General features: G+C 68.7%; 9 protein-coding genes, 1 tRNA gene and 1 pseudogene. 2 read left to right on the top strand and 9 right to left on the bottom strand.

The window, feature by feature from the left end:
* Positions 1–10: 10 nt before the first annotated feature.
* Together dcd and ACIQBJ_RS10705 are read right to left on the bottom strand one after the other, a co-directional pair.
* The gene (dcd, locus tag ACIQBJ_RS10700) at positions 11–586 is read right to left on the bottom strand and encodes a dCTP deaminase (RefSeq protein ID WP_400706947.1); all 576 of its coding nucleotides are present in this window, start codon (positions 584–586) and stop codon (positions 11–13) included.
* A 72-nt stretch (positions 587–658) separates the two neighbouring features.
* Positions 659–880, bottom strand: a complete 222-nt coding sequence (locus ACIQBJ_RS10705; protein WP_400706950.1) for a hypothetical protein — start codon at positions 878–880, stop codon at positions 659–661.
* Between the two features lie 158 nt (positions 881–1,038).
* Here ACIQBJ_RS10705 and ACIQBJ_RS10710 point away from each other — a divergent pair.
* Positions 1,039–1,112, top strand: a tRNA-Gly gene (locus ACIQBJ_RS10710).
* A gap of 1,578 nt (positions 1,113–2,690) precedes the next feature.
* Here ACIQBJ_RS10710 and ACIQBJ_RS10715 read toward each other — a convergent pair.
* Together ACIQBJ_RS10715 and ACIQBJ_RS10720 are read right to left on the bottom strand one after the other, a co-directional pair.
* On the bottom strand, positions 2,691–2,987 hold the full coding sequence (locus ACIQBJ_RS10715) for a hypothetical protein (protein ID WP_400706953.1): 297 nt from the start codon (positions 2,985–2,987) through the stop codon (positions 2,691–2,693).
* 84 nt (positions 2,988–3,071) lie between these two features.
* A complete protein-coding gene (locus ACIQBJ_RS10720) occupies positions 3,072–7,277 on the bottom strand; it encodes a ricin-type beta-trefoil lectin domain protein (RefSeq protein ID WP_400706956.1) in 4,206 nt (1,401 codons plus the stop codon).
* A 603-nt stretch (positions 7,278–7,880) separates the two neighbouring features.
* Between ACIQBJ_RS10720 and ACIQBJ_RS10725 the strand changes: the two genes are divergently transcribed.
* Entirely contained in the window at positions 7,881–15,131 is a 7,251-nt protein-coding gene (locus ACIQBJ_RS10725; protein ID WP_400706959.1) for an RHS repeat-associated core domain-containing protein, read from the top strand.
* 65 nt (positions 15,132–15,196) lie between these two features.
* Here ACIQBJ_RS10725 and ACIQBJ_RS10730 read toward each other — a convergent pair whose 3' ends face one another.
* From ACIQBJ_RS10730 to ACIQBJ_RS10750, 5 genes and pseudogenes are all read right to left on the bottom strand, one after another.
* The gene (locus tag ACIQBJ_RS10730) at positions 15,197–15,904 is read right to left on the bottom strand and encodes a hypothetical protein (RefSeq protein WP_400706962.1); all 708 of its coding nucleotides are present in this window, start codon (positions 15,902–15,904) and stop codon (positions 15,197–15,199) included.
* A gap of 147 nt (positions 15,905–16,051) precedes the next feature.
* Positions 16,052–17,308, bottom strand: coding sequence for a tyrosine-type recombinase/integrase (locus ACIQBJ_RS10735; protein ID WP_400706965.1), 1,257 nt, complete (start codon positions 17,306–17,308; stop codon positions 16,052–16,054).
* On the bottom strand, positions 17,308–17,490 hold the full coding sequence (locus tag ACIQBJ_RS10740) for a helix-turn-helix domain-containing protein (protein ID WP_400706968.1): 183 nt from the start codon (positions 17,488–17,490) through the stop codon (positions 17,308–17,310). The genes ACIQBJ_RS10735 and ACIQBJ_RS10740 overlap by 1 nt, the downstream gene beginning before the upstream one ends.
* A gap of 23 nt (positions 17,491–17,513) precedes the next feature.
* Positions 17,514–18,737 (bottom strand): annotated as a pseudogene (locus ACIQBJ_RS10745) (replication initiator); the annotation flags it as partial.
* Between the two features lie 228 nt (positions 18,738–18,965).
* A complete protein-coding gene (locus ACIQBJ_RS10750) occupies positions 18,966–20,138 on the bottom strand; it encodes a tyrosine-type recombinase/integrase (protein ID WP_400706971.1) in 1,173 nt (390 codons plus the stop codon).
* Positions 20,139–20,478: the final 340 nt, after the last annotated feature.

Below are 20,478 nucleotides of genomic sequence, written 5' to 3' on the forward strand. Positions count from 1 at the left end.
CGCGGTGCGGTCAGATCTCGGTGCGGTGGAAGTTCAGGTGCGAGCGGGAGGCGGTCGGGCCGCGCTGGCCCTGGTACCGCGAGCCGTAGCGGGCCGAGCCGTACGGGTGCTCGGACGGAGAGGAGAGCCGGAACAGGCAGAGCTGGCCGATCTTCATGCCCGGGTACAGCTTGATCGGCAGCGTCGCGACGTTCGACAGCTCCAGCGTCACGTGCCCGCTGAACCCGGGGTCGATGAAGCCCGCCGTCGAGTGCGTCAGCAGTCCGAGCCGGCCCAGGCTGGACTTGCCCTCCAGCCGGGAGGCCACGTCGTTCGGCAGCGTGATCACCTCGTAGGTGGACGCCAGCACGAACTCGCCCGGGTGCAGGATGAACGCCTCGTCGCCCTCCGGCTCGACCAGCCGAGTCAGGTCCGGCTGCTCCTCGGAGGGGTCGATGTGCGGGTAGCGGTGGTTCTCGAATACCCGGAAGAACCGGTCCAGTCGGACGTCGATGCTCGACGGCTGAACCATCGACGGGTCGAACGGGTCGATCACGATCCGGCCGTTGTCGATCTCGGTACGGATGTCCTTGTCAGAGAGCAGCACGCCCCAGAGCGTACGTGCCGCGGGGCGGGCGCCCAAAAGCACCCGCCCCGCACCGCCGTTCCCGCCGCCCGCTCAGGCCGGCGAATCCACCGCCACCAGGCGCAGCCCGCGCGCGAGTTCCGCCGCCGTCAGCGCCGACACGTCGGCCGGCACCGAACTCCGCAGCCGCCCGCACATCGGGCAGCGCAGCAGCCGGCCCGGCCCCACCCGTCCCACCTGCAGGTGCTGCATCGGAAACGCCGTCGTACTGAACACATGCCCCTCGGCACAACGAACCACGGTGCGCTGCTCCATCGGTCCCCTTCCCACAGTTCCGCCGGACAGCGTCACATTAGGGGATCTACCGGACGCCCCTCCGCGAGGCTCGCCGCCGCCTCCGACCCGTGCCCGCCGCTCCCTCGCCATGGGGTACAGTGGTCCTTGATCGGGCCGTCGCTGACGGTTCGTCAGATGCGGGTGTAGTTTAATGGTAGAACATGAGCTTCCCAAGCTTAGAGCGCGAGTTCGATTCTCGTCACCCGCTCCACTGCAAAGCCCCAGGTCACCGGCCTGGGGCTTGTTCATTGTCTAGACCAATTCGGGCTTTTGGGCTATGAGCTTGCATTTATCGACATTCCTTGGAGATGCAGCGGGGGTCCCGCTGTTGGGTTCGCCGGATCGGAGTCGTACGGACTGCCGGGGCGGAACTTGCGGCCACCTCAGATACTGCTCTTGGAGCGGGACTTGGCTTCGGTTGCCCGATGAGTGCCCGTGGTGCTCTGGTGGATAAGTGCCTTCGCATGGGGCTGAGTCGGCCGTTGGCGGGTGGGGCGGGCTGGCCTGGTCGTAGTTGCGCACGAGTAGCGCACGAGTAGGTCAGGGAGCCTGTCGAGGGCGGTGGATCCCTTGTCCCGCAGCCTCTGTGCTCCATCGGGAGCTATGAGCTTCCGGGCTCATGGCGCTGTTCGACTGTCGCCTGTGCTGCGGCGGAGGTCGGTGCGGATGCGGTGGTCGAGTCTGTCGGCGAGTTCGCGTTGGCGGTTGTCAGTGGAGTGTTGGTAGCCGGTGGCTGCGCGTGTGGAGCTCTGGCCCATGCAGACCATGAGGTCCTTGAGGCTGGTGTCCTCTTGGGACAGGAGTGTGTTGCCGGTGTGGCGCAGGTCGTAGAAGGTGAAGTTCTCCGGCAGGCCCGGGATGCTGGCGCGAGCCTTGCGGAACGTTCGGCCGGGTACTCGTTGCCGGCGCCCCGTACGCGGCATGGGTTGCGTGGGATCGTCTCGTCGTCGGCGACCGCGGTCTCCATGATCGCCTTGAGTAGCCGGTATGCCTTGGCTGCGACGGAAAGGCCGAGCGAGCTGCGTTGCTCGGTGTTCCAGGTACGGAATTTCGCGAAGGTGATGTGGGCGACGGGCACCGTACCGAATGTGGGCAGGATCGATACCTTCAGCAGGCGCTGGTAGAGCCCTCTGGTCGTGGGCATCAGGGGGCGGTCCAGCGGCCGGATTTGTACTGGCGGACGTTGCCGAAACCACGTCGTGTCTTCTTCTGGCTCCGGGCCATGACGGCCTCCTCGGCGTGCAGCCGTCGGCGACCGGGCGGTGGTGGTGGCGGTGGAGCGCTGCCCACCAAGATGCCGGAACAGCGACTCCACCGTTCGTGATGGATTCCTTGGCCGGGGCCGGGTTCGTGGCTGCGAAAGGGTTCTCCTTCGAGGGTCATGCTTTCATGCGCATGACACAAGAGGTGACGCGGTTTTCGGGAGTTCTGCGCTCGGCCCCGTACCGTCGGCGCGGCATTCGGGTCTGCCTGCGGCTGCAAGTTCTAGTTGGCGCAAACCAACGGTAAATGGCACCTGAGGTAGTGGGCAATTGCCTTGGGGCAACTCGGCAGGCTGTCCGACACAGGGCGAGGGAGCGCCGGTAGACGGCTCGGAGCTTGGCGTGGAGGGCGTGGTCGGTGATGGGGCGCCCGGTGCGGCCTGGTGGTCGGGCTGCATGGTGCGGAGCGGGTCGCGCTGGGGGTGAGGTAGGTACGGGTGTCGCCGATGGTGGCGGACAGAACGCCTCGCACCGTGCCGGGCACCGGACCTGCGGTCCGGTGCCCGGCACGGTGTCTGTGTCTCTGGTTAGACAGCGCTGCTGATCAGTACGACCACCACCAGCCAGACGACAGCGGCGGCGAGGTCGACGCCGACCATGGCCAGCGCCTTGGCCGGAGTGGTGAGTTGCTTCTTGGCGACCTTCAGGTTCACCAGTGCCGCGCCGGCGCCGATGAGCGCGCCGAGGGCGCCCAGGACGAGGATGAAGGCCAGGGCGAGCGGCAGGAAGGTCAGGACGAGTTGCCAAGCGCCCATGCCGGCGAAGGCGCCGCCGACGGCACTGTTCTTGTTGAGCGGGGTGAGACGGGGCTGCTTTTCGGACATGGATGATTTCCTGTGGGTTGGAAGGGAAGAACAAACGGCTGCCAGCCGGGCGCTGCCGGCCGACAGCCGGTGACCGAACGGTGGTCAGATCAGCGGGATGACGGTCCAGCTCTGGTTGGTGCCTCCGTTGCAGTCCCAGAGCTGCAGCTGGGTGCCGTTGTCGGGGAGACCGTACGGGATGTCCACGCAGCGGCCGGAGACCGGGTTGAGCAAGGAGCCGTCGGCCCGGGGGATCCACTGCTGGTTGGCGCCCCCGCTGCAGGTGAGCAACTGGACGGTGGTGCCGTTCGCGGTGGATGCGCCCTTCGCGTCCAGGCACTTGGTGCTGAAGCGCACGGTGCCGTCGTCCTTCGCCGTGAAGTTCTGCGCCGATGTGCCGTTGCAGTCCCAGATCTCCAGGGCGGCGCCGTCCACGGCGTTGCCCCAGGGGACGTCCATGCACTTGCCGGTTGCGACGGCGGAGACGAACGGTCCGGGAACCGCCCCACCGGGTGTGGTGGCGAACGGGTAGAGGGCGAGGTCCGCGGCGGCACCCTTGAACGGTGCGTCGGTCGCGCCGTCCTTCTGGGCGTGTCCGGCGATGAGCGGGCCGGCACCGGGGACGGTGGTCCGGTGGGTGCCGGTCGCGGCGAGCGCCCCGTTGACGTAGAGGGTGCTCTGGCCGGTGGCGGCGTTGTAGCTGGCCACCAGCCTGGTCCAGGAGCCGAGTTGGACCCGGGCTGCGGGGCCACTGGTTTCGACGGTCCCGTCGTAGGCGACGGTGCCGGCGGTGTCGCCGGTCGCCAGGGCGAAGCGCCAGTTGGTTCCGGTGGAGTCGGTGACGGGGCCGAGTTTGAAGGCGCTCGCCTGGGTGCCGTTCTGGCTGACGACCGTGCCGTTGGCGAGTTGGTCGGCGCGGGCCCAGACGGAGACGGTGAACGACTTGGTGGTGTCGGCGGTCACGCCGGCGGCACGGATCTCGCCGTTGCCGGTGCTGCCGGCGTTGAACACGGCGGCGTTCGCCGGGTTGGCCGTGCCGGTGGGCCCGAAAGCCACGTCGCCGCTGACGGCTGCCGGGTGGCGGCCGACCGTGTCGGAGGTGTGGCCGGTGTCGGTACTGCTGACCGGTCCGGCCAACTGGTAGCGGCCGAGCGGGGCCCGCGGGTCGCCCATGGCGGTGCCGACTCCGAAGCCGGTCACCTTGCCGGGCTGGTTGACAGGATCGCCCACCGTGCCGGGCCAGATGACGACCCGTCCGGCCGCGTTCTGGGCGTACAGGTCGGGGACGCCGTCGCCGGTGAGGTCGCCGACGGAGCCGGTGACCGGGTAGTCGGCGGGGGTGACGGTAGTGCCGATGGGAGCGCCGTTGGCCGGGTTGGCGAGGGCCGAGTAGTCGTTGGCGCAGCCGTTGTTCGCGTTCTTGGTGATCGGGTAGGCCAGGATGCGGCCGGTGCTGCGCTCACGGGTCCACAAGGTGGTCTGGGAGGCGGTGACCGTGGTGCCGTTGCTGGTGCAGGAGGTGGTGCCGTTGGCCGGGCCGGGCCCGATCAGGTCGTAGTCGCTCCAGTCGAGGGAGGAGACCTGGGTGTCCTTGGTGGCCAGGAGTCTGATGTTGTTGCTGCCGGGGGAGAACAGCCAGAGCTTCTTGTTGATGATCGCGAGGAGCGAGGTCTTCGCGGCGGGTGCGACGGGCTCGTTGTCGGGCGACCCGATAGCGAGGATCTGGGTGGCGCCGGACCAGTCGGTGCCGAGGTCGCTCGGGCAGCCGGAGGGCTGGGCCGGGTCCGCGGGCAGGCCGTCGGTGTTGGTGCAGGTGACCGGGCCCTGGGTGGTGCTGCCGTTCAGGTAGAACGAGGTGCGGGCGTTGAAGGAGCCGGTGCCCGCGTTCTGGTAGAGGTAGAGGAGAGGAGCGCCGGCCGGGTGGGCGATGAGGTCGTCGACGTTCACGCCGCCGCGCAGGGAACTGCGGTGGGTGATCTGGACACCCTGCCAGGTGCCGGTCGGTGAGGCGGACGCCGTGCCGGAGAGCCAGCCGGCGTTGACCGGGTCCGCGGTGTTCTGGACGAGCCGCAGGCTGCCGTTGCCGTCGGCGATCAGGATGTCGGGACGCTTGTCGCCGGTGATGTCGCCGTAGAGGGGGCCCGGGTTGGGGTTGGCCGGGGCGTAGAAGCTGTAGGCCGCGGGCTGGCTGTAGTTGCCGGCGTTGTCCTGCGCCTGGACGAAGAGGGTGTTGGTACCCCAGTGGGGCGGTGTGAAGGCGTAGGTGGCGGCGCCCGCCGCATCGGGTAGGACCGTGGTGTTGCTCGTGGTGGTGGCGTCGTTGCAGTGCCACCCGGTGACGGGAGTGGAGTCGGTGCTGATCCGGAAGCAGGCGAGGCCGGAGACGTCGCCGCCGGCTGCCGGGGCGGGGTCGGTGCCGGTGATGGTGAAGGTGCCGCTCTGGCCCGCGTAGGTGAGCATGGCCGGCGCAGGTGATCCGGAGGGCGGGAACTGGGCTGAATTGACGCTCAGGACCGGCAGAGTCCGGTCGACCCGGAAGTAGCAGGGACCGACGACGGGAGAGGTGAGACTGCCGTCGTTGGCACTGCCCTGCCAGCGGTAGCGGTGGGCGTCGACCAGGGAGGAGCCGGCCAGGTTCACGCTGGCGGAGCCGTATCCGCTCGCGGGCGTCGACAGGTCGGGGAGTTGGGTGCCGGTGGTCTCGTCCCGGACGGAGAAGACGTCGGTGAGGTTGACGCCGATGGGCGACCACTCGCTGAGCGTCAGGGCGATGTTCTGGTTCGCCCCGATCCAGCCGGGGTTGGTGCCGTCGGGGCAGTCGGCGAAGGCCGGTGTGCCCTTGCCGTCACCGCTGTTGGCGAATCCGGGGGCCGGTGAGGAGCGTGCCCACCAGGCGCTGGGGGTGATGTCGTAGTTCGTGGTGATGGTGAGGTTGCTCTGGATGTGGTGCCGGTAGAGCATCTCGTACTCGTTGTCGGGCGCGATGCCGACCGTCCAGTCGCCCCACTTCTGCGCGGCGGCCTGCTTCATCTGCGCGGAGACGTCGAAGTCGATCGGCCCGGTGCCGGTGATGGGCCGGGAGTCGCCGACCTTGGCGCAGCCGCCGAAGGTGCCGCCGCCCCGGCACGGCTGGTTGCTCCAGGTCGTGTTGGCGTCGATGGCGCCGGTCCAGTAGAGGCCGAGCATGGTGGCGGTGGTCGGGCTTGAGGCGTCGTTGACGTTCGCGCGCAGCGTGGAGTCGTAGATCGTGGGCGGGGCGGGGGCTCCGCCGGGCTGGGTGTAGATGTCGGGGTTGATACCGAGTCTGAAGTAGGCGCGTTCGCGGCCGTGGCCCGAGCAGTTGGCGTATCCGCAGTAGCCGGTGCCCGGGGACTGGTTGCCGGTGCTGTAGTAGGTGGTGTTGGGGTTGTACTCCTGGACCTGGGTGGAGCCTATGGTCTTGCTGACCGCGCCGACGGTGGGGTCGAGGTACCAGGGGCCGGTGCCCTTGCCGAAGGTGCCGGGGTCGGGGGTCAGTTCGATCCCGGTCGCGGTCGTCCTGACCGTCATCGCCGACAGGGTCGCGGTGGGGCCCGGGCCCGCCGTGCTGGACTCCGTCGTGGCCGGTGCGGTGTTGTCCTGCGGAGCGGCCAGCAGGGAGCGCTGCGTCGTCTTCGAGGTGGTGGACGTGAGCGGCGGGGGCGCAGCGACGGTGGAGTCCCACTGCAGCGGGGTGGGTGCTTGGAGGCGGACCTGGCCGGCGGAGTCCTTGAAGCGGATGTTGCCCGCGGTGTCGGTCTCCGTGCTCAGGCCCGTGGTCGTGATCGGGAAGTGCAGTGAGGCCAGGCGGGGATCGGCGGCGGCTGCCGCGGTCCTGACCACGATGACGTCCCGCCAGCCGCCATTGGTCAGGGCGCTGACCTGGAGGTCGACGTCCGGCAGGACGTTGGCGTAGGTGGCGGTGGCGCCGCTGAGGGACGGCGCGGGGAGGGTGAAGGGGGCGGTGAGGGCGAGTTTCTTGCCGTCGGCCGTCGTGATGGTGGCGAGCGGGCCGGTGCCGCCGCCGGAGAGCACCAGCGTGTCCTGGGTGACGGCCGGGGCGAGGGTGCCGTCCGCGTTGCGGTGCAGCGTCGGGTCCAGGTCCGTCCAACCACCCGGGCGCTTGACCCGCAGGGCCTGGGAGCTGTCGGTGGTGGTCAGGGTGCCGTTCGGGTTCGCCACGGTCCGGGAGGACTCGGTGGTCATCGGCTCCACCACCACCGGTTGGCCGGTGGCCTTCGCCTTCGCCCGGGCGTCCTGGATCGCCTGCTGCGTCGGCGTCGGAGCCGGCACTGCGGGTGCGGAGGGCGCGCTCGGGACGGGTGAAGCGGACGGGGACCCGGTGGGTGAGTCCGCATGAGCCGCCGGGAGCCCAAGCAGGCCGAGGCCGATCGCGCCGGAGGCGGTCAGGGCCACCAGTCGTAGGAGGCGTTCCGCAGGCGGCCGCACCGACTGCTGTGTGTGCGTACTGGGACTTCGCTTGGGCATGGATCGTGCTCAATTTCTGTGGTCGCGTGAAATGGAAGTTCTCCAGATGCTCTCCGGGGTCCGCTTTTATGGGAAGCGTCAATGTCGGCATATGTCCGAATGATCACGACAGATTTGCGATAACGATCCGGTCAAGGCGGGCGCAATCGGAGCACCTTTGGATGGCGGAACCCTTCAAAAGGTGCATCAGACCGCACAACTCTCCATACCGGTTCATTTCTTGACGGATCAACGAGCGAATAGTAAAGCTTTGTTAAACCATTGTCGAAGTGTCCGACTCTTCCCATTATGGCCATTTTGGGATCTTTAATATCGGCGGGATGCGCACCAGGGTGCGTATGCCGCCGATCGGCGGGACATTTCGAATACAGGGAGCCTGCTGTGGGGCCGTGGCGTAGGAAAACGCCGGTGGGGCGATGGCTGTGGGGGAGGCACCGATGGCTGGGGTTGTTCACCCTGCTGTCGGTGATCATGGGTCTGCTGGTGGCGCCGTCCGCCGAGGCACTGGCCGCCAAGGACGCGCGGGGCAAGAAATGGACGGCGAAGACCGCGTGGGACGACGGCCGGAAGCCGGTGAAGGGCACCAACCTCGTGCCCTCGAAGCAGAAGGCGCCGGAGTACCCGGTGCCGCAGGACTGGAAGCCGGCCGCGTCGCCGACACCGACCGCGGCCAGCAGCGCCGAGGTGAGTGTCGGCATCGGTTCGGCCGCCGCCAAGGACGCCGCCGCCGCGACGGGCGGTGCCTCGCCCTCCTCGAGCGGACGGGGCCTGGTCCGGGCCGGCTCACTGCCGGTGTCGCTGGGCGCCGCTGACGGGGAGTCGGCCGCCGCGCACGCGGTGAAGGTCGAACTCGCCGACCAGACGAAGGGCCGGGCGGCCGGAGTCACCGGCCCGCTCGTCTCCCTCACCGACACCCCGGACGCCGACGGCGCCAAGGGCCGTAAGGTGACGGTCGGCCTCGACCTCAAGTCCTGGGCCGGAGCGCCGTGGGCGGACCGCGCCCGCCTGGTCGCCCTGCCGGCCTGCGCGCTGACCACGCCGGACAAGGCCGAGTGCCGGACCCAGACGCCGGTCGACAGCAAGGTCGACGTCTCCTCCGGCCGCATCACCGCCGCCGTCACCCTGCCCGCTACCGGGACGGGCGGCAGTGCGGCCAAGTCGGCCGCCGCCGCGCCGATGCTGCTCGCGGCGACCGCGAGCGCCTCCGGCTCCGGGGGTTCGTTCGCGGCCACCTCGCTGCAGTCGTCGTCCGCCTGGAGCGCGGGCTCGAACATGGGCAACTTCACGTACTCCTACCCCGTGCAGGTGCCCGCGGGCATCGCCGGCGGAGTGCCGACGGTGGCGCTGTCGTACGACTCCTCGTCGGTGGACGGCAAGACCTCCGCGTCCAACTCGCAGTCCTCGTGGGTGGGTGAGGGCTGGGACTACCAGGCCGGGTTCGTCGAGCGCTCCTACCAGGGCTGTGCGAAGGACGGCATCGCCGGCTCCGGCGACCTGTGCTGGGGCGGTCAGAACGCCACCCTCTCGCTGGCCGGCCACTCCGGGACCCTGGTGCGCGACGACGCCACCGGCATCTGGCACCTCCAGGGCGACGACGGCACCAAGGTCGAGCAACTGACCGGCGCCCCCAACGGGCTGAACAACGGCGAGTACTGGAAGGTCACCGTCCCCGACGGCACCCAGTACTGGTTCGGCCAGAACCACCTGCCCGGCGGCGACGGCACCGACCCGGCGACGAACTCCGCGTGGTCGGAGCCGGTGTACTCGCCCAACAGCGGCGACCCCTGCTACAACTCCGGCACCGGCAAGGCCTCCTGGTGCACCATGGGCTGGCGCTGGAACCTCGACTACGTCGTCGACCTCCACCAGAACCTGGTCACCTACACCTACGCCACCGAGACCAACAACTACAGCCGCGGCGCAGGCCAGAACGGCGGCAGCGGCACGCTGACCGCCTACGTCCGCGGCGGCAACCTGTCGCAGATCACCTACGGCCTGCGCCTGCCGGAGCAGACCGCCGCCCACGGCACGCTCAACCCGGCCGCCAAGATCGTCTTCACCACCGCGGAACGCTGCCTGCCCTCCGGCTCGATCACCTGCGACCCGGCGCAGCGCACCACCGCGAACGCCGCCTACTGGCCCGACGTCCCGCTGGACCAACTGTGCACCACCAGCTGCACCAACCCGGGCCCGTCGTTCTTCACCACCAAGCGCCTGACCGGGATCTCCACCCAGGTGCTGGTCGGCACCTCGTTCCGCACGGTCGACTCCTGGGCGCTGACCCACTCCTTCCCCGACCCGGGCGACGGCACCAAGCCCTCGCTCTGGCTGTCCTCGATCCGGCGCACCGGGTCCAACGGCCAGAGCGGGATCGCCCTTCCGGCGGTCTCCTTCACCGCCCGTGAACTCGCCAACCGCGTCGACGGCCTGACCCCGGCCCAGCCCGCGTTCAACCGTCCGCGGATCCAGCAGATCACCACCGAGACCGGTGGCCAGATCATGGTGAACTACGCGGACCCGGAGTGCTCGCGGGTCAACAACCACATGCCGTCCTCCGAGGACGGCAACACCATGGCGTGCATGCCCGTGCACTGGTACCTGCCGGGCTCGTCCTCGCCGGACCCGGTGAACGACTGGTTCAACAAGTTCCTGGTCACCTCGGTCGCCGAACAGGACGCCGTCACCGGCTCGTCCATGACCAAGAAGACCGCCTACACCTACAACGGCGGTGCCGCCTGGCACCGCAACGACGGCGAGTGGACCGACCCGAAGACCCGCACCTGGGACAGCTTCCGCGGCTACCGGTCCGTCGACACCGTGCTCGGCAGCGGCAACGCCGGTGAAGCGCCCCAGACCCAGCAGCGGGTCACTTTCCTGCGCGGCATGGACGGCGACGTCCTGTCCAATGGCACCACCCGTAGTGTCAGCGTCACCAGCCCGCTCGGCGGCAGCGTCACCGACAGCCCCTGGCTGGCCGGATCACCGCTCGCCACCGAGGCCTACGACCGGGCCGGCGGCCAGGTCGTCAGCATGAGCGGCAGCACCACGAACGGCCAGCAGGTCACCGCGACGCACAAGCAGACCGGCGGCATGCCCGACCTGGTGGCCCGCTACCCCGCCTCCCAGGTCACCACGGTCGCCAAGACCAAGCTCTCCAACGGGAGCTGGGGCAGCACCACCAAGGTCGCCACCAGCGACCCCGCGCACGCCAACCGCCCCCTGCAGGTCGACGACAAGGGCGACGGCACCGCCGCCACCCCGGAGGTCTGCACCACCACCAGCTACGCCACCAGCAGCAACCCCGCCCTGGTGGCACTCGCCAGCCGGACGCTGTCGGTGGCCGGGCCCTGCGGCACCGCCGCCAACGCCTCCAACACCCTCAGCGACACCCGCAGCCTGTACGACTCCAAGCAGTTCGGCCAGGCCGGCACGCTCGCCGAACTCACCGGCGCCCAACAGCTCGACCACTACGACACCGCCGGCAATCCGGTCTACGTCAACACCTCCACCACCGCCTTCGACGTGTACGGCCGTGCGGTGTCGAACACCACGGGCGACGGCTCCACCTACGACGCCGCCGGCAACCGGCTCAGCGGACGGGACCCCACCGCGGCCGTCGCGACGTCCACCGTCGCCTTCACTCCGGCCACCGGCGCGATACCCACCCGGGCGGTCTCGACCGGGCCGACGGGCTGGACCTCCGCCGTCGACCAGGACCCCGGCCGCGGCCTTCCCCTGGTCTCCACGGACGCCAACGGCCGCACCAGCACCCAGCAGTACGACGGCCTGGGCCGCCTGACTGCGGCCTGGTCGCCCACCCGGGCCACCAACCTGTCGCCCAGCGCCACGTTCTCCTACGCCGTCAACGGCATCACCGGCCCCTCGGTGGTCACCTCGCAAACCATCACCGAGAGCAGCAACTACCAGACCGCCACTGCCCTGTACGACGGCCTGGGCCGCCTGCGGCAGACCCAGAGCACCTCGCCGGCCGCTCTCTCCGGACGCCTGATCGCCGACACCGTGTACGACTCGCACGGCTGGGTGACCCGGACCTCCGCCCCGTACTACGACGACACCGCCTCGCCCAACGGCACCGTGTTCGTCGCGCAGGACTCCCAGGTCCCCGCACAGACCTGGAACACCTACGACGGCATGGGCCGGGTCACCGCCTCGGCGTTCGTGGCCTTCGGACAGCCGCAGTGGTCGACCGCCACGGCCTACCCCGGCGCGGACCGCGTGGACGTGACGCCCCCTCAGGGCGGCACCCCGACCACGACCCTCGCCGACGCCCGAGGCCGCACCGTCGCCCTGTGGCAGTACCGCGGCTCGACCGTGACCGGCAACGCCGCCGACGCGGACGTCACCACCTACGCCTACACCCCCTCGGGGCAGAGCGCCTCGCGCACCGACAGCCGCGGCAACACCTGGAGCTACGGCTACGACCTGCGCGGCCGGCAGACCTCGGTCACCGACCCCGACACCGGCACCAGCCGCACCGCCTACGACATCAACTCCCGCGTCGCGTCGACGACCGACGCCAAGGGCAACGTACTGGCGTACAGCTACGACCTGCTGGGCCGTAAGACCGGCATGTACAAGGGCAGCGTCGCCCCCGCCAACCAGCTGACGGGGTGGACCTACGACACCGTCACCGGTGCCAAGGGTTACCCGGCCAGCTCCACCCGGTACGTCGGCGGAGCCACCGGCAGCGCCTACACTTCCGCGATCACGGGCTACGACACCGCCTACCGGGTCACCGGAAGCAGCGTCACCATCCCCGCGAGCGAAGGGAAACTCGCCGGCACTTACACCACGGCCAACGCCTACACCCCGGTCCTCGGTCTGCTCGACCACACCAACCTGCCCGCCGCCGGCGGCCTGCCCGCCGAGCAGGTCGACTACCTCTACAGCGACACCGGCCTCATGTGGGGCTCCGCCGGCCTCAGCAGCCTCGTCACCAACGTCTACTACGACGTGATGGCTCGCCCCGTCCAGACCAAGCTCGGCGACCCCGGCGGCTTCGTCTCCTCCACCCAGACCTATGACCAGGCCACCGGCCGCGTCGTCCAGTCGGTCCTGGAGAGCGAGAGCTCCGCCAGAGAGCTGGACGTCACCAAGTACAGCTACAACCAGGCCGGCCGCACCACCTCGGTCACCGACCTCCAGAACGCCTCCGCAACCGACACCCAGTGCTTCACCTACGACTACCTGGGACGGCTCACCAACGCCTGGACCGACACCGGCGGCGTCACCGCCACCACCGCCGCGAACTCGTCCGTCGCGGGCCTGGGCGGCTGCAACAACGCGGGCGGCCCCGCCACGGTCGGGCCCACCGGAAAGCCGAGCGTCGGCGGCCCCTCCCCGTACTGGCAGAGCTACGCCTACGACGCCACCGGCAACCGCACCTCCCTGGTGCAGCACGACACCACCGGCGACACCACCAAGGACGTCACCACCACCCAGACCTTCGGCACGCCGAAGTCCCTCAACACCCCCACCACCGCCCCGAACACCGGCGGAGGAACCGGCGGCCCGCACGGCCTGCTGACCACCTCCACCAAGTCCGCGAGCGGCACCACCGCGTCCACCTACCAGTACGACGCGGCCGGCAACACCACCTCCATCACCGACACCAGCGGCACCACCACGCTCACCTGGAACGGCGAAGACAGGCTCGAATCGGTCAGCAAGACCGGCCAGGCCCAGAACACCTCCTACCTGTACGACGCGGACGGCAACCAGCTGATCCGCCGCAACCCCGGCAAGACCACGCTCAACCTCGGCAGCGACGAGCTGACCCTCGACACCGCCGCCAACACCGTCTCCGGCACCCGCTACTACGGCTCGCCCGGCGGCTTCACCATCACCCGCACCACCGACGGCAGCGGCAACAGCACCCTGGTCTACCAGGCGTCCGACCCGCACGGCACCAACAGCGTCCAGATCGCGACCGACGCCGCCCAGACCGTCACCCGCCGCCCCACCGACCCCTTCGGCAACCCCCGCGGCACCCAGCCGACGCCGGGAAGCTGGTCCGGTGACAAGGGCTTCGTCGGCGGAACCCTCGACACCACCACCGGCCTGACCAACCTCGGGGCCCGCGAGTACGACCCCCAACACGGCCGCTTCATCAACCCCGACCCGCTCCTGGACGAGGCCAGCCCCCAGCAGTGGAACGGCTACGCCTACAGCCAGAACAACCCCGTCGACAGCTCCGACCCCACCGGCCTGCTCTCCCGGGCCATGGCCGACGGCCCCGCCTTCATCCCCCGGCCCGAACCGTTCTGCGTCACCCCGTCCTGCGTCCAGCAGACCAGCAGCCAGGCCTACTGGGACGACAAGCTCTCCGTCACCTCCCAACCGCCGACCACGCCGAGCAACGGCAGCGGCAGCGGGAACACCGAGGGCGGTTCCGGCAACGGCCGCGGCACCAAGAAGTGCAGCGGCACCTGGGACCTGACCTGCCACATCAGCAACGCCGGCAAGCGGATCCAGAACGCCACCACCGACTATCCGATCCTCCGCCAAGCCATCGTCATGGGAGCCGAGTTCGGCACCGGCTTCCTCTGCTACGGCGGCGGCCTCGCCGGAGCCCTCGAGACCGGCGGTGCCACCGCCGTCGCCGCGGCCGCAGGCTGCTCCGCAGCCATCGGCGCCGTCGGAGCCGGCCTCGACAACCTGCTCGACGGCAACGCCGACCACTCCGCCGGCGGCCAACTCAAGGCCGAACTCACCGGCGCAGCCACCTCCGTCGCCACCGACGGCCTCGGCGAACTGGCAGGACCCGCCCTCAAGAAAATGGGCGACGGAGCACTCGAAAAGCTCTCCGGCTGGCTCAACCCCTGCAAGAACAGCTTCCCCGCCGGAACCATGGTCCTACTGGCCGACGGCACCACCAAGCCCATCGACCAACTCACCACCGACGACACCGTCACCGCCACCGACCCCCAGACCGGCGAAACCCGAGCAGAACCCGTCGACGCCACCATCACCGGCCACGACGACACCCAGTTCACCGACCTCACCCTCACCACCGAGGCCGGAACCACAACCGTCACCTCCACCCAGCACCACCCCTACTGGGACACCACCACCCACCGCTGGACCGACGCCGCCGACCTCCGACCCGGCGACCAGGTCCTCACCACCGACAACCAGACCGCCACAGTCGAATCCGTCCACAACTACCTGACCGAACCCCGCACCGCCCACAACCTCACCATCGCCGAACTCCACACGTACTATGTGCTGGCTGGAAATACGCCGGTCCTCGTCCATAACGCCAGCGGAGAGGCGTGCAAGACTGCAGCCGCGTCCATGGATCATGTGACATCCGGCGTCCTTGATATTCAGGTTGATGAAGTTCCCTTCGCAAGTGGATCGGGAAAGGGAGGCTTCATTGACGACATTGCCCGTGTTCCAGGGATGACGGACGAAAACTTTCATCACGTCGAGATGCAGGCTGCGGCCTACATGCGCCTGAACGATATCAAGCAGGGCGTCCTCTATATCAATCACCCGAAGGGTGTTTGCCCGTACTGCGATGGACGGGCTTACAATCTTGGCGTACCTATTGAGGATGCACTGCCGCACGGGGCGGAAATGTGGGTATTGGCACCGGGTAGGCGGCCAATGAAACTCACCGGAAATTCCAGGTGAGATAACAAAGAAGCCCGCCGGCGAGGTCAAGATGGCCTCGTCGGCGGGCTTCATACTGCCAATGGTCAAAAAGGAAGATCCTCGATGGAAACCTCGATAGGGTGCGGGCGGCCCGCCCCGGCGGGAATGTAGCACTCAAGGCTTATGCGGTACTTCCGAAGGCTGCTTTCGGAAGTTGCGGCAATGGCTAGAAGCCAGCTCTGCTCGCCTTCGTGCGAGTACCCGACTGGCGGCGGGGTCACCCTGGCCAAGGCGTCGCTGCTGCATAGCAGCCGGGTTGAAGAGTTCTCATTTGCGAGAGGGCGAAATGGCAGATTGGAGAATCCGGCCAGGGCGTCCCGGATGGCTGATGTTGGCACCACTGCGGAGAACTTAGACTCTGCCCCGATAATGGCTTCGCGGACGGTACAGTGCAGGAGGAAATGGTCGAGTTTCTCCCCCGTGTTGCGCCACGAGCTCGATGCATCCTCCCGACAGAATACTTCGCGCTCTTCTCGGTCCGGATCAATAGCCCAGTAGTAGCCATTTTGGTTCTCAATCCAGAAGGCGATCATTCCGTCATCGGATCGCTTCAGGTTCGTAATTTCCACCGGGTAGTCTTGGAAAGTGACCTCCACCCCCGTGGATGCAGCTGCCTCATGCCAGTCGACTATTTCGTGGGGAATTTCCTGAGCTCCAGAGGAGGTGGCATTTTCGCCACTCTCCGCCAAGCCGTACCAGCGCTTTAGGAAGCGGCGAATGCTGCCGCTCTGAGGGTTTAGTAGCTCTTCCACGCTGGAATTATACGGCACCGGGTCCCTTCTGGGCATTTACTGGGCCGAGCTTTCGATGGCGCAATGTGCTCGACATGACAGGGGCCTCGCAACGACTGTCTCGGCGAGGCCCCTGTGAGCGTCTTGACGGCAACGCTGACGGCAACGTCAGCGAACGGGGTCTGCGCTTGGCGGGTCATCAGGGCTCTCGGCGTCTCGGAGGGCGTTGCCGAGAGTGTCGATGGCCCGGCGCTGGAGACGGAGCCGGACGTGGGCGTACACGGTGGCGGTGACGCCGATGTGGGCGTGGCCGAGCAGTTCCTTGATCACGACGAGTTCGACGCCCTGTTCGAGGAGCAGGGTCGCGGCGGTGTGTCGGAGGTCGTGGAACCGGATACGGCGGAGCCTGGCCGCCCGGCACAGCGACGTGAAGTACCGGGTCAGGGTGGACGGGTCGGTGGGAGAGCCGTCGGGCCCGGTGAAGACGAACCCGCTGTCCATCCAGGAGTCTCCGGCGGCTTTCCGCTCCCGGACCTGCCGCTCGCGGTGGCGCTTGAGCGCGTGGACGCACTCGGTGGAAAGGGCGATGCGACGTTCGGAGCTGACCGTCTTGGTGGGCAGGGTGGTCAGGCCGGCGGTAGGGGTGCGCTGGAGGGTGCGGCGGATGCTGGCGGTACCGCCTTCCAGGTCGAGATCTTCCCAGCGCAGGCCGAGGAGTTCGCCCTTCCGTAGGCCGGTGCGGAGCGCGAGCTCGAAGAGGGCCTGCAGCCGGTGGCCTTCGATTGACGCGAGGAAGCGGCGGGCCTCGGTGACGGTGAGCGGTTCGAAGCGCCGGGGTCGGGGTGTGCCGGTCTTGATGTTCCGGGCGACGTTGCGCGGGAGCTCGTCCTCGCGGACGGCGTGCTCCAAGGCGGACTTGAGGACCGAGTGCACGTAGGTGACGGTGAGCGGCGACAGGCGCTTACTGCAGCACTGGCCGACCGCACAGCAGCGCTTCTGCTTGTCGAGCCCGCGGGCGCAGCACTGGCAAGTGGTGCGGAGCCGGTCGAGCCAGGTGCGGATGTCCTTGGCGGTGAGGTGAGCGATCTTCTTCTTGCCAAGGCCGGGTACGACGTAGAGACGGACGCAGGTGCGGTAGCGGGTGTGGGTGTTCTCGCGGAGCTGGTGGATGGCAACATTCCCCAGCCAGTACGTGAGGTACATGGCCACGGTGCTGTCGGAAGCGGCGACAGGTCGGCCCTGATTGCTGGCGGCGATGCATGCGGTGAGCTTGTCGGCGGCTTCCTTTCGGGTGGTGCCGTAGACGCGGACTCGCTTGCGGCTGCCGTCTGTGGCCAGGACGTAGCCCGCGGCTTCCCAGCGGCCGTCCTTTCGCCGATAGATGGTGCCTTCGCCGTTGGCGCGGCTCTTGCCGGGTGTGGTCATCAGGCGGCTTCCTGTTCGAGGCGGGTGCGGATGAAGTCGTCGAGGGAGTGGGCGGGGATGCGGCGGGCGCGGCCGAGGGTGATGGAGGCGAGCTGCCGGGTGCGGAGCAGGTCGTAGACGGCGGAGCGGCCGAGTTGGAGCCGGGCCATGACCTGGGGGACCGTCAGCAGGTCTTCGCTCATGCCCGGTCCGGGGAGCAGAGCGGTCATGAGGGGCCGCCCTCTGCGGTGAACTGCCGTTCCAGTTCTTTGCGGTGCCAGACAGTGGCGGCGAGGAGTTCCGCGCCGGGGGTGTAGCCCGAGCCGTGGTAGGTCCAGTGGCCGATGACGAGGGTCGTGCTCGGGTCGAGGTCGGGCAGGCCGGCGTGTGTGCGGGCCTGTTCGGTGCGCCAGGCGCGGCGGTCGTCGCGCAGAGCGCCGAGGGTGACGGAGTAGCAGCGGGACTTGGTGGAGAAGTGGCCCCGGAAGCCGAGCATGTGCGCCCACTTCCAGAGCTTGAGCGCTTCGAACTCCGGGCGCTTGCCCAGTTCCCAGCAGGTGCGGATCATCTGCCGCACGTGGCGTTCGACGGCGAGGCGGGGCAGCGGCCGGGCCTGTCCGGTGCCGCCGCAGGTGGTGCACTGGAGCGGGGTTCCGTGTGTGGCCAGGGTCATGCCGCGTCCCTGGCAGGGGCGGCAGAACAGGGCGCGGTCGAGAGCGCCGGATGAGTCGGCGGACTTGGTGGCGTACTTGGCCACGTAGGCGGCGACCGCGTGATCGGTCAGCTCGGCGTCGGTGCCGAAAGCGGCGATCTCACGTACGTCGAGCTGTTCGCCCCAGGCGAGTTCGCGTTCCCCGACCGCGTCCGAGACGACGCTGACCGAGACGCGGGCGGCGGCGGCCCGGATGGCGTCGCCGAGCATGGTCACGGTGGCGGACGCAGGCGGGGGCTGGGAGCTGCCGTCCGGGCCGTCGAGGCGGATCACGGCGTGGAAGTGGACCAGGCCGCGCTTCTGGTACTCGGCGACCTTGGCGAAGGAGACGCGCAGCACCGCGCGGGCCGCCTTCTGCGTGAGTCCGAGCCGGGCGGCGATCTCACGGCGCAGGTAGATCGTGAAGCGTGCCCACAGGGCGGAGGCGTGGGCGTTGAACAGGACCGCGCCCGGGTAGTCGTAGGTTTTCGGGTCCAGTGGTGTGCCGAGCAGTGCGTCCGTGGGTTCGTGGCGCTTGCCGCAGCGGCAGGGCCGTAGGACGCCGCCCGCGTCGGTGGGGCGGTTGTGGACGGGGCCGAAGGACGGCGCGGTGAGCGTGGCGAACACGCGGGGGTGGGTGCGGACGGTGTCCGGCATGTTCTTGCCGCCGGTCAGGCCAGCGCGGATCAGTTGGAAGGTGTCGGCGGCGTAGACGCGGTAGGGGGCCGGGCGGCGCGAGGCATGGCGATTGCTGCAGGCTGCCCGACCTGCAGTTCCGCGCAGAGGGCCTGTGCGTCCCAGAGTTGATTGGCGGCCTGCCCTCGCCGGACCAACTCATCTACCAGGATCAGCCTTCTCCTGGCGGAACACGGCTGCACGATCCCGCCCTCGACGGCTGGGTTTCGCATCCTTGCTGGTGACATGGCATTTCTCACGGACCGCATCCGTACGAAGGTCGAAGTCGGCATCGTGATGTCCTACGAGCCCTCATGGCGTTGTCGGGAAGGCCGGGTCAGGAAGATTCGTGGCCTGCTGGCGGAGGTCGGTGTGGATGCGGTGGTCGAGTTTGTCGGCGAGTTCGCGTTGGCGGTTGTCGGTGGAGTGCTGGTAGGCGATAGCGGCGCGTGGGGTGCTCTGACCCATGCGGACCATGAGGTCTTTGAGGCTGACGCCTGACTGGGCGATGAGGGTGTTGCCGGTGTGGCGTAGGTCGTAGAAGGTGAAGTTCTCGGGCAGGCCGGGGGTGTCGGCGCAGGCCTTGCGGAATGTGCGGCCGAAGGTGGAGCGCCGGTAGGGGGCTCCTTTCTCGCCGGTGAAGACGAGTCCGAGGGGGCCGGGTTCGGCGTAGCGGTCCATGTGCAGGTGCAGTACTTCGTCGAGGATGGCCGGCAGGTGGATGGTGCGCGTTCCGGCAGCGGACTTGGGGCGGCCGGTGGAGCGTCTGCCGTTGAGTAGTTCCGGCGCGGCGGTGTTGATCCGGATCAGGCGCCGGGGGACGTCGACGTTTTGGCGTCTGAGGGCGGCGAGTTCCTCGGGGCGGAGGGTGGCGAATGCGCCGAGGAGGACGAGCAGCTGCCATCGTGGGCCGACCTGGTCGGCCAGTGCGAAGACCTGGGGGACGGTGGCGGTGGGGCGTTCTGCGGGGTGTTCGCTGCCGGCGCCGCGGATGCGGCACGGGTTGCGGGTGATGGTCTCGTCGTCGGCGACGGCGGTCTCCAGGATCGCCTTGAGGAGCCGGTAGGCCTTGGCGGCGACCGATTCGCCGTGCCTGCTGCGTTGCTCGGTGTTCCAGTCGCGGACTCTCGCGAAGGTGATGCCGATGACGGGTGTGCGGCCGAAGGCGGGCAGGATGTTGGCCTTCAGGAGGCGCTGGTAGAGCCCGCGGGTGGTGGGCATCAGGGGGCGGTTGTCCATCCAGTCCTTGGCGTAGTCCTTGAACAGGACGCCCTTGAGCGGGGAGGCGCTGGGTGCGCGGCGGCCGTGGGCGAGGTCTGTTCGGACGAGCGCGAGCCAGGTCGAGGCGTCGAGTTCGGTGTCGAACGTTTCGGGGGAGCGCTGGGTGCGGCCGTTACGGTCGGTATAGGTAGCGCTCCAGCGACCCGAGCGGTATTGGCGGACGTTGCCGAAACGGCGGCGTGTCGTGGTCTGCTTGCGAGGCATGACGGCCCTCCTGGGATGGCACCCATCGGGCACGGACGAGCCGGGGCCGGAGGTCGCGTGGTGCTGGCGCGGCGACTCGCCCGGGTGTGGCGCGGTCTTCGAGCCATCGGCGCCCGTGGCTGCGGGAAGTGTTCCACAACCATTGTGCATCGCGTTCATGTCAAAAATTCTGAATTTTTCGAGCTCATTGCTGTACGTCCGGGTGGGGTGAAGTGCCGCGAGCGCCAATCGGGTGGTCCGGCAGTAGTCCCGCTCGCAGGGGAGGTCGGTGGCCTGGGGCTGTTCGGTTGGTTCTGCTGGGGTTCGATCGAAGCATGTCCAACCTGGCGGATCGAAACGA

The sequence above is a fragment of the Kitasatospora sp. NPDC088391 genome, assembly GCF_044753345.1.
In the GTDB taxonomy this organism is placed as follows: Bacteria; Actinomycetota; Actinomycetes; order Streptomycetales; family Streptomycetaceae; genus Kitasatospora.

What these genes read in the sequence shown, in the direction of transcription:
- ACIQBJ_RS10705 (WP_400706950.1), bottom strand. Translation starts at nt 880, where the DNA reads ATGGAGCAGCGCACCGTGGTTCGTTGTGCCGAGGGGCATGTGTTCAGT.
- ACIQBJ_RS10715 (WP_400706953.1), bottom strand. Translation starts at nt 2,987, where the DNA reads ATGTCCGAAAAGCAGCCCCGTCTCACCCCGCTCAACAAGAACAGTGCC.
- ACIQBJ_RS10735 (WP_400706965.1), bottom strand. Translation starts at nt 17,308, where the DNA reads ATGACCACACCCGGCAAGAGCCGCGCCAACGGCGAAGGCACCATCTAT.
- ACIQBJ_RS10740 (WP_400706968.1), bottom strand. Translation starts at nt 17,490, where the DNA reads ATGAGCGAAGACCTGCTGACGGTCCCCCAGGTCATGGCCCGGCTCCAA.
- ACIQBJ_RS10750 (WP_400706971.1), bottom strand. Translation starts at nt 20,138, where the DNA reads ATGCCTCGCAAGCAGACCACGACACGCCGCCGTTTCGGCAACGTCCGC.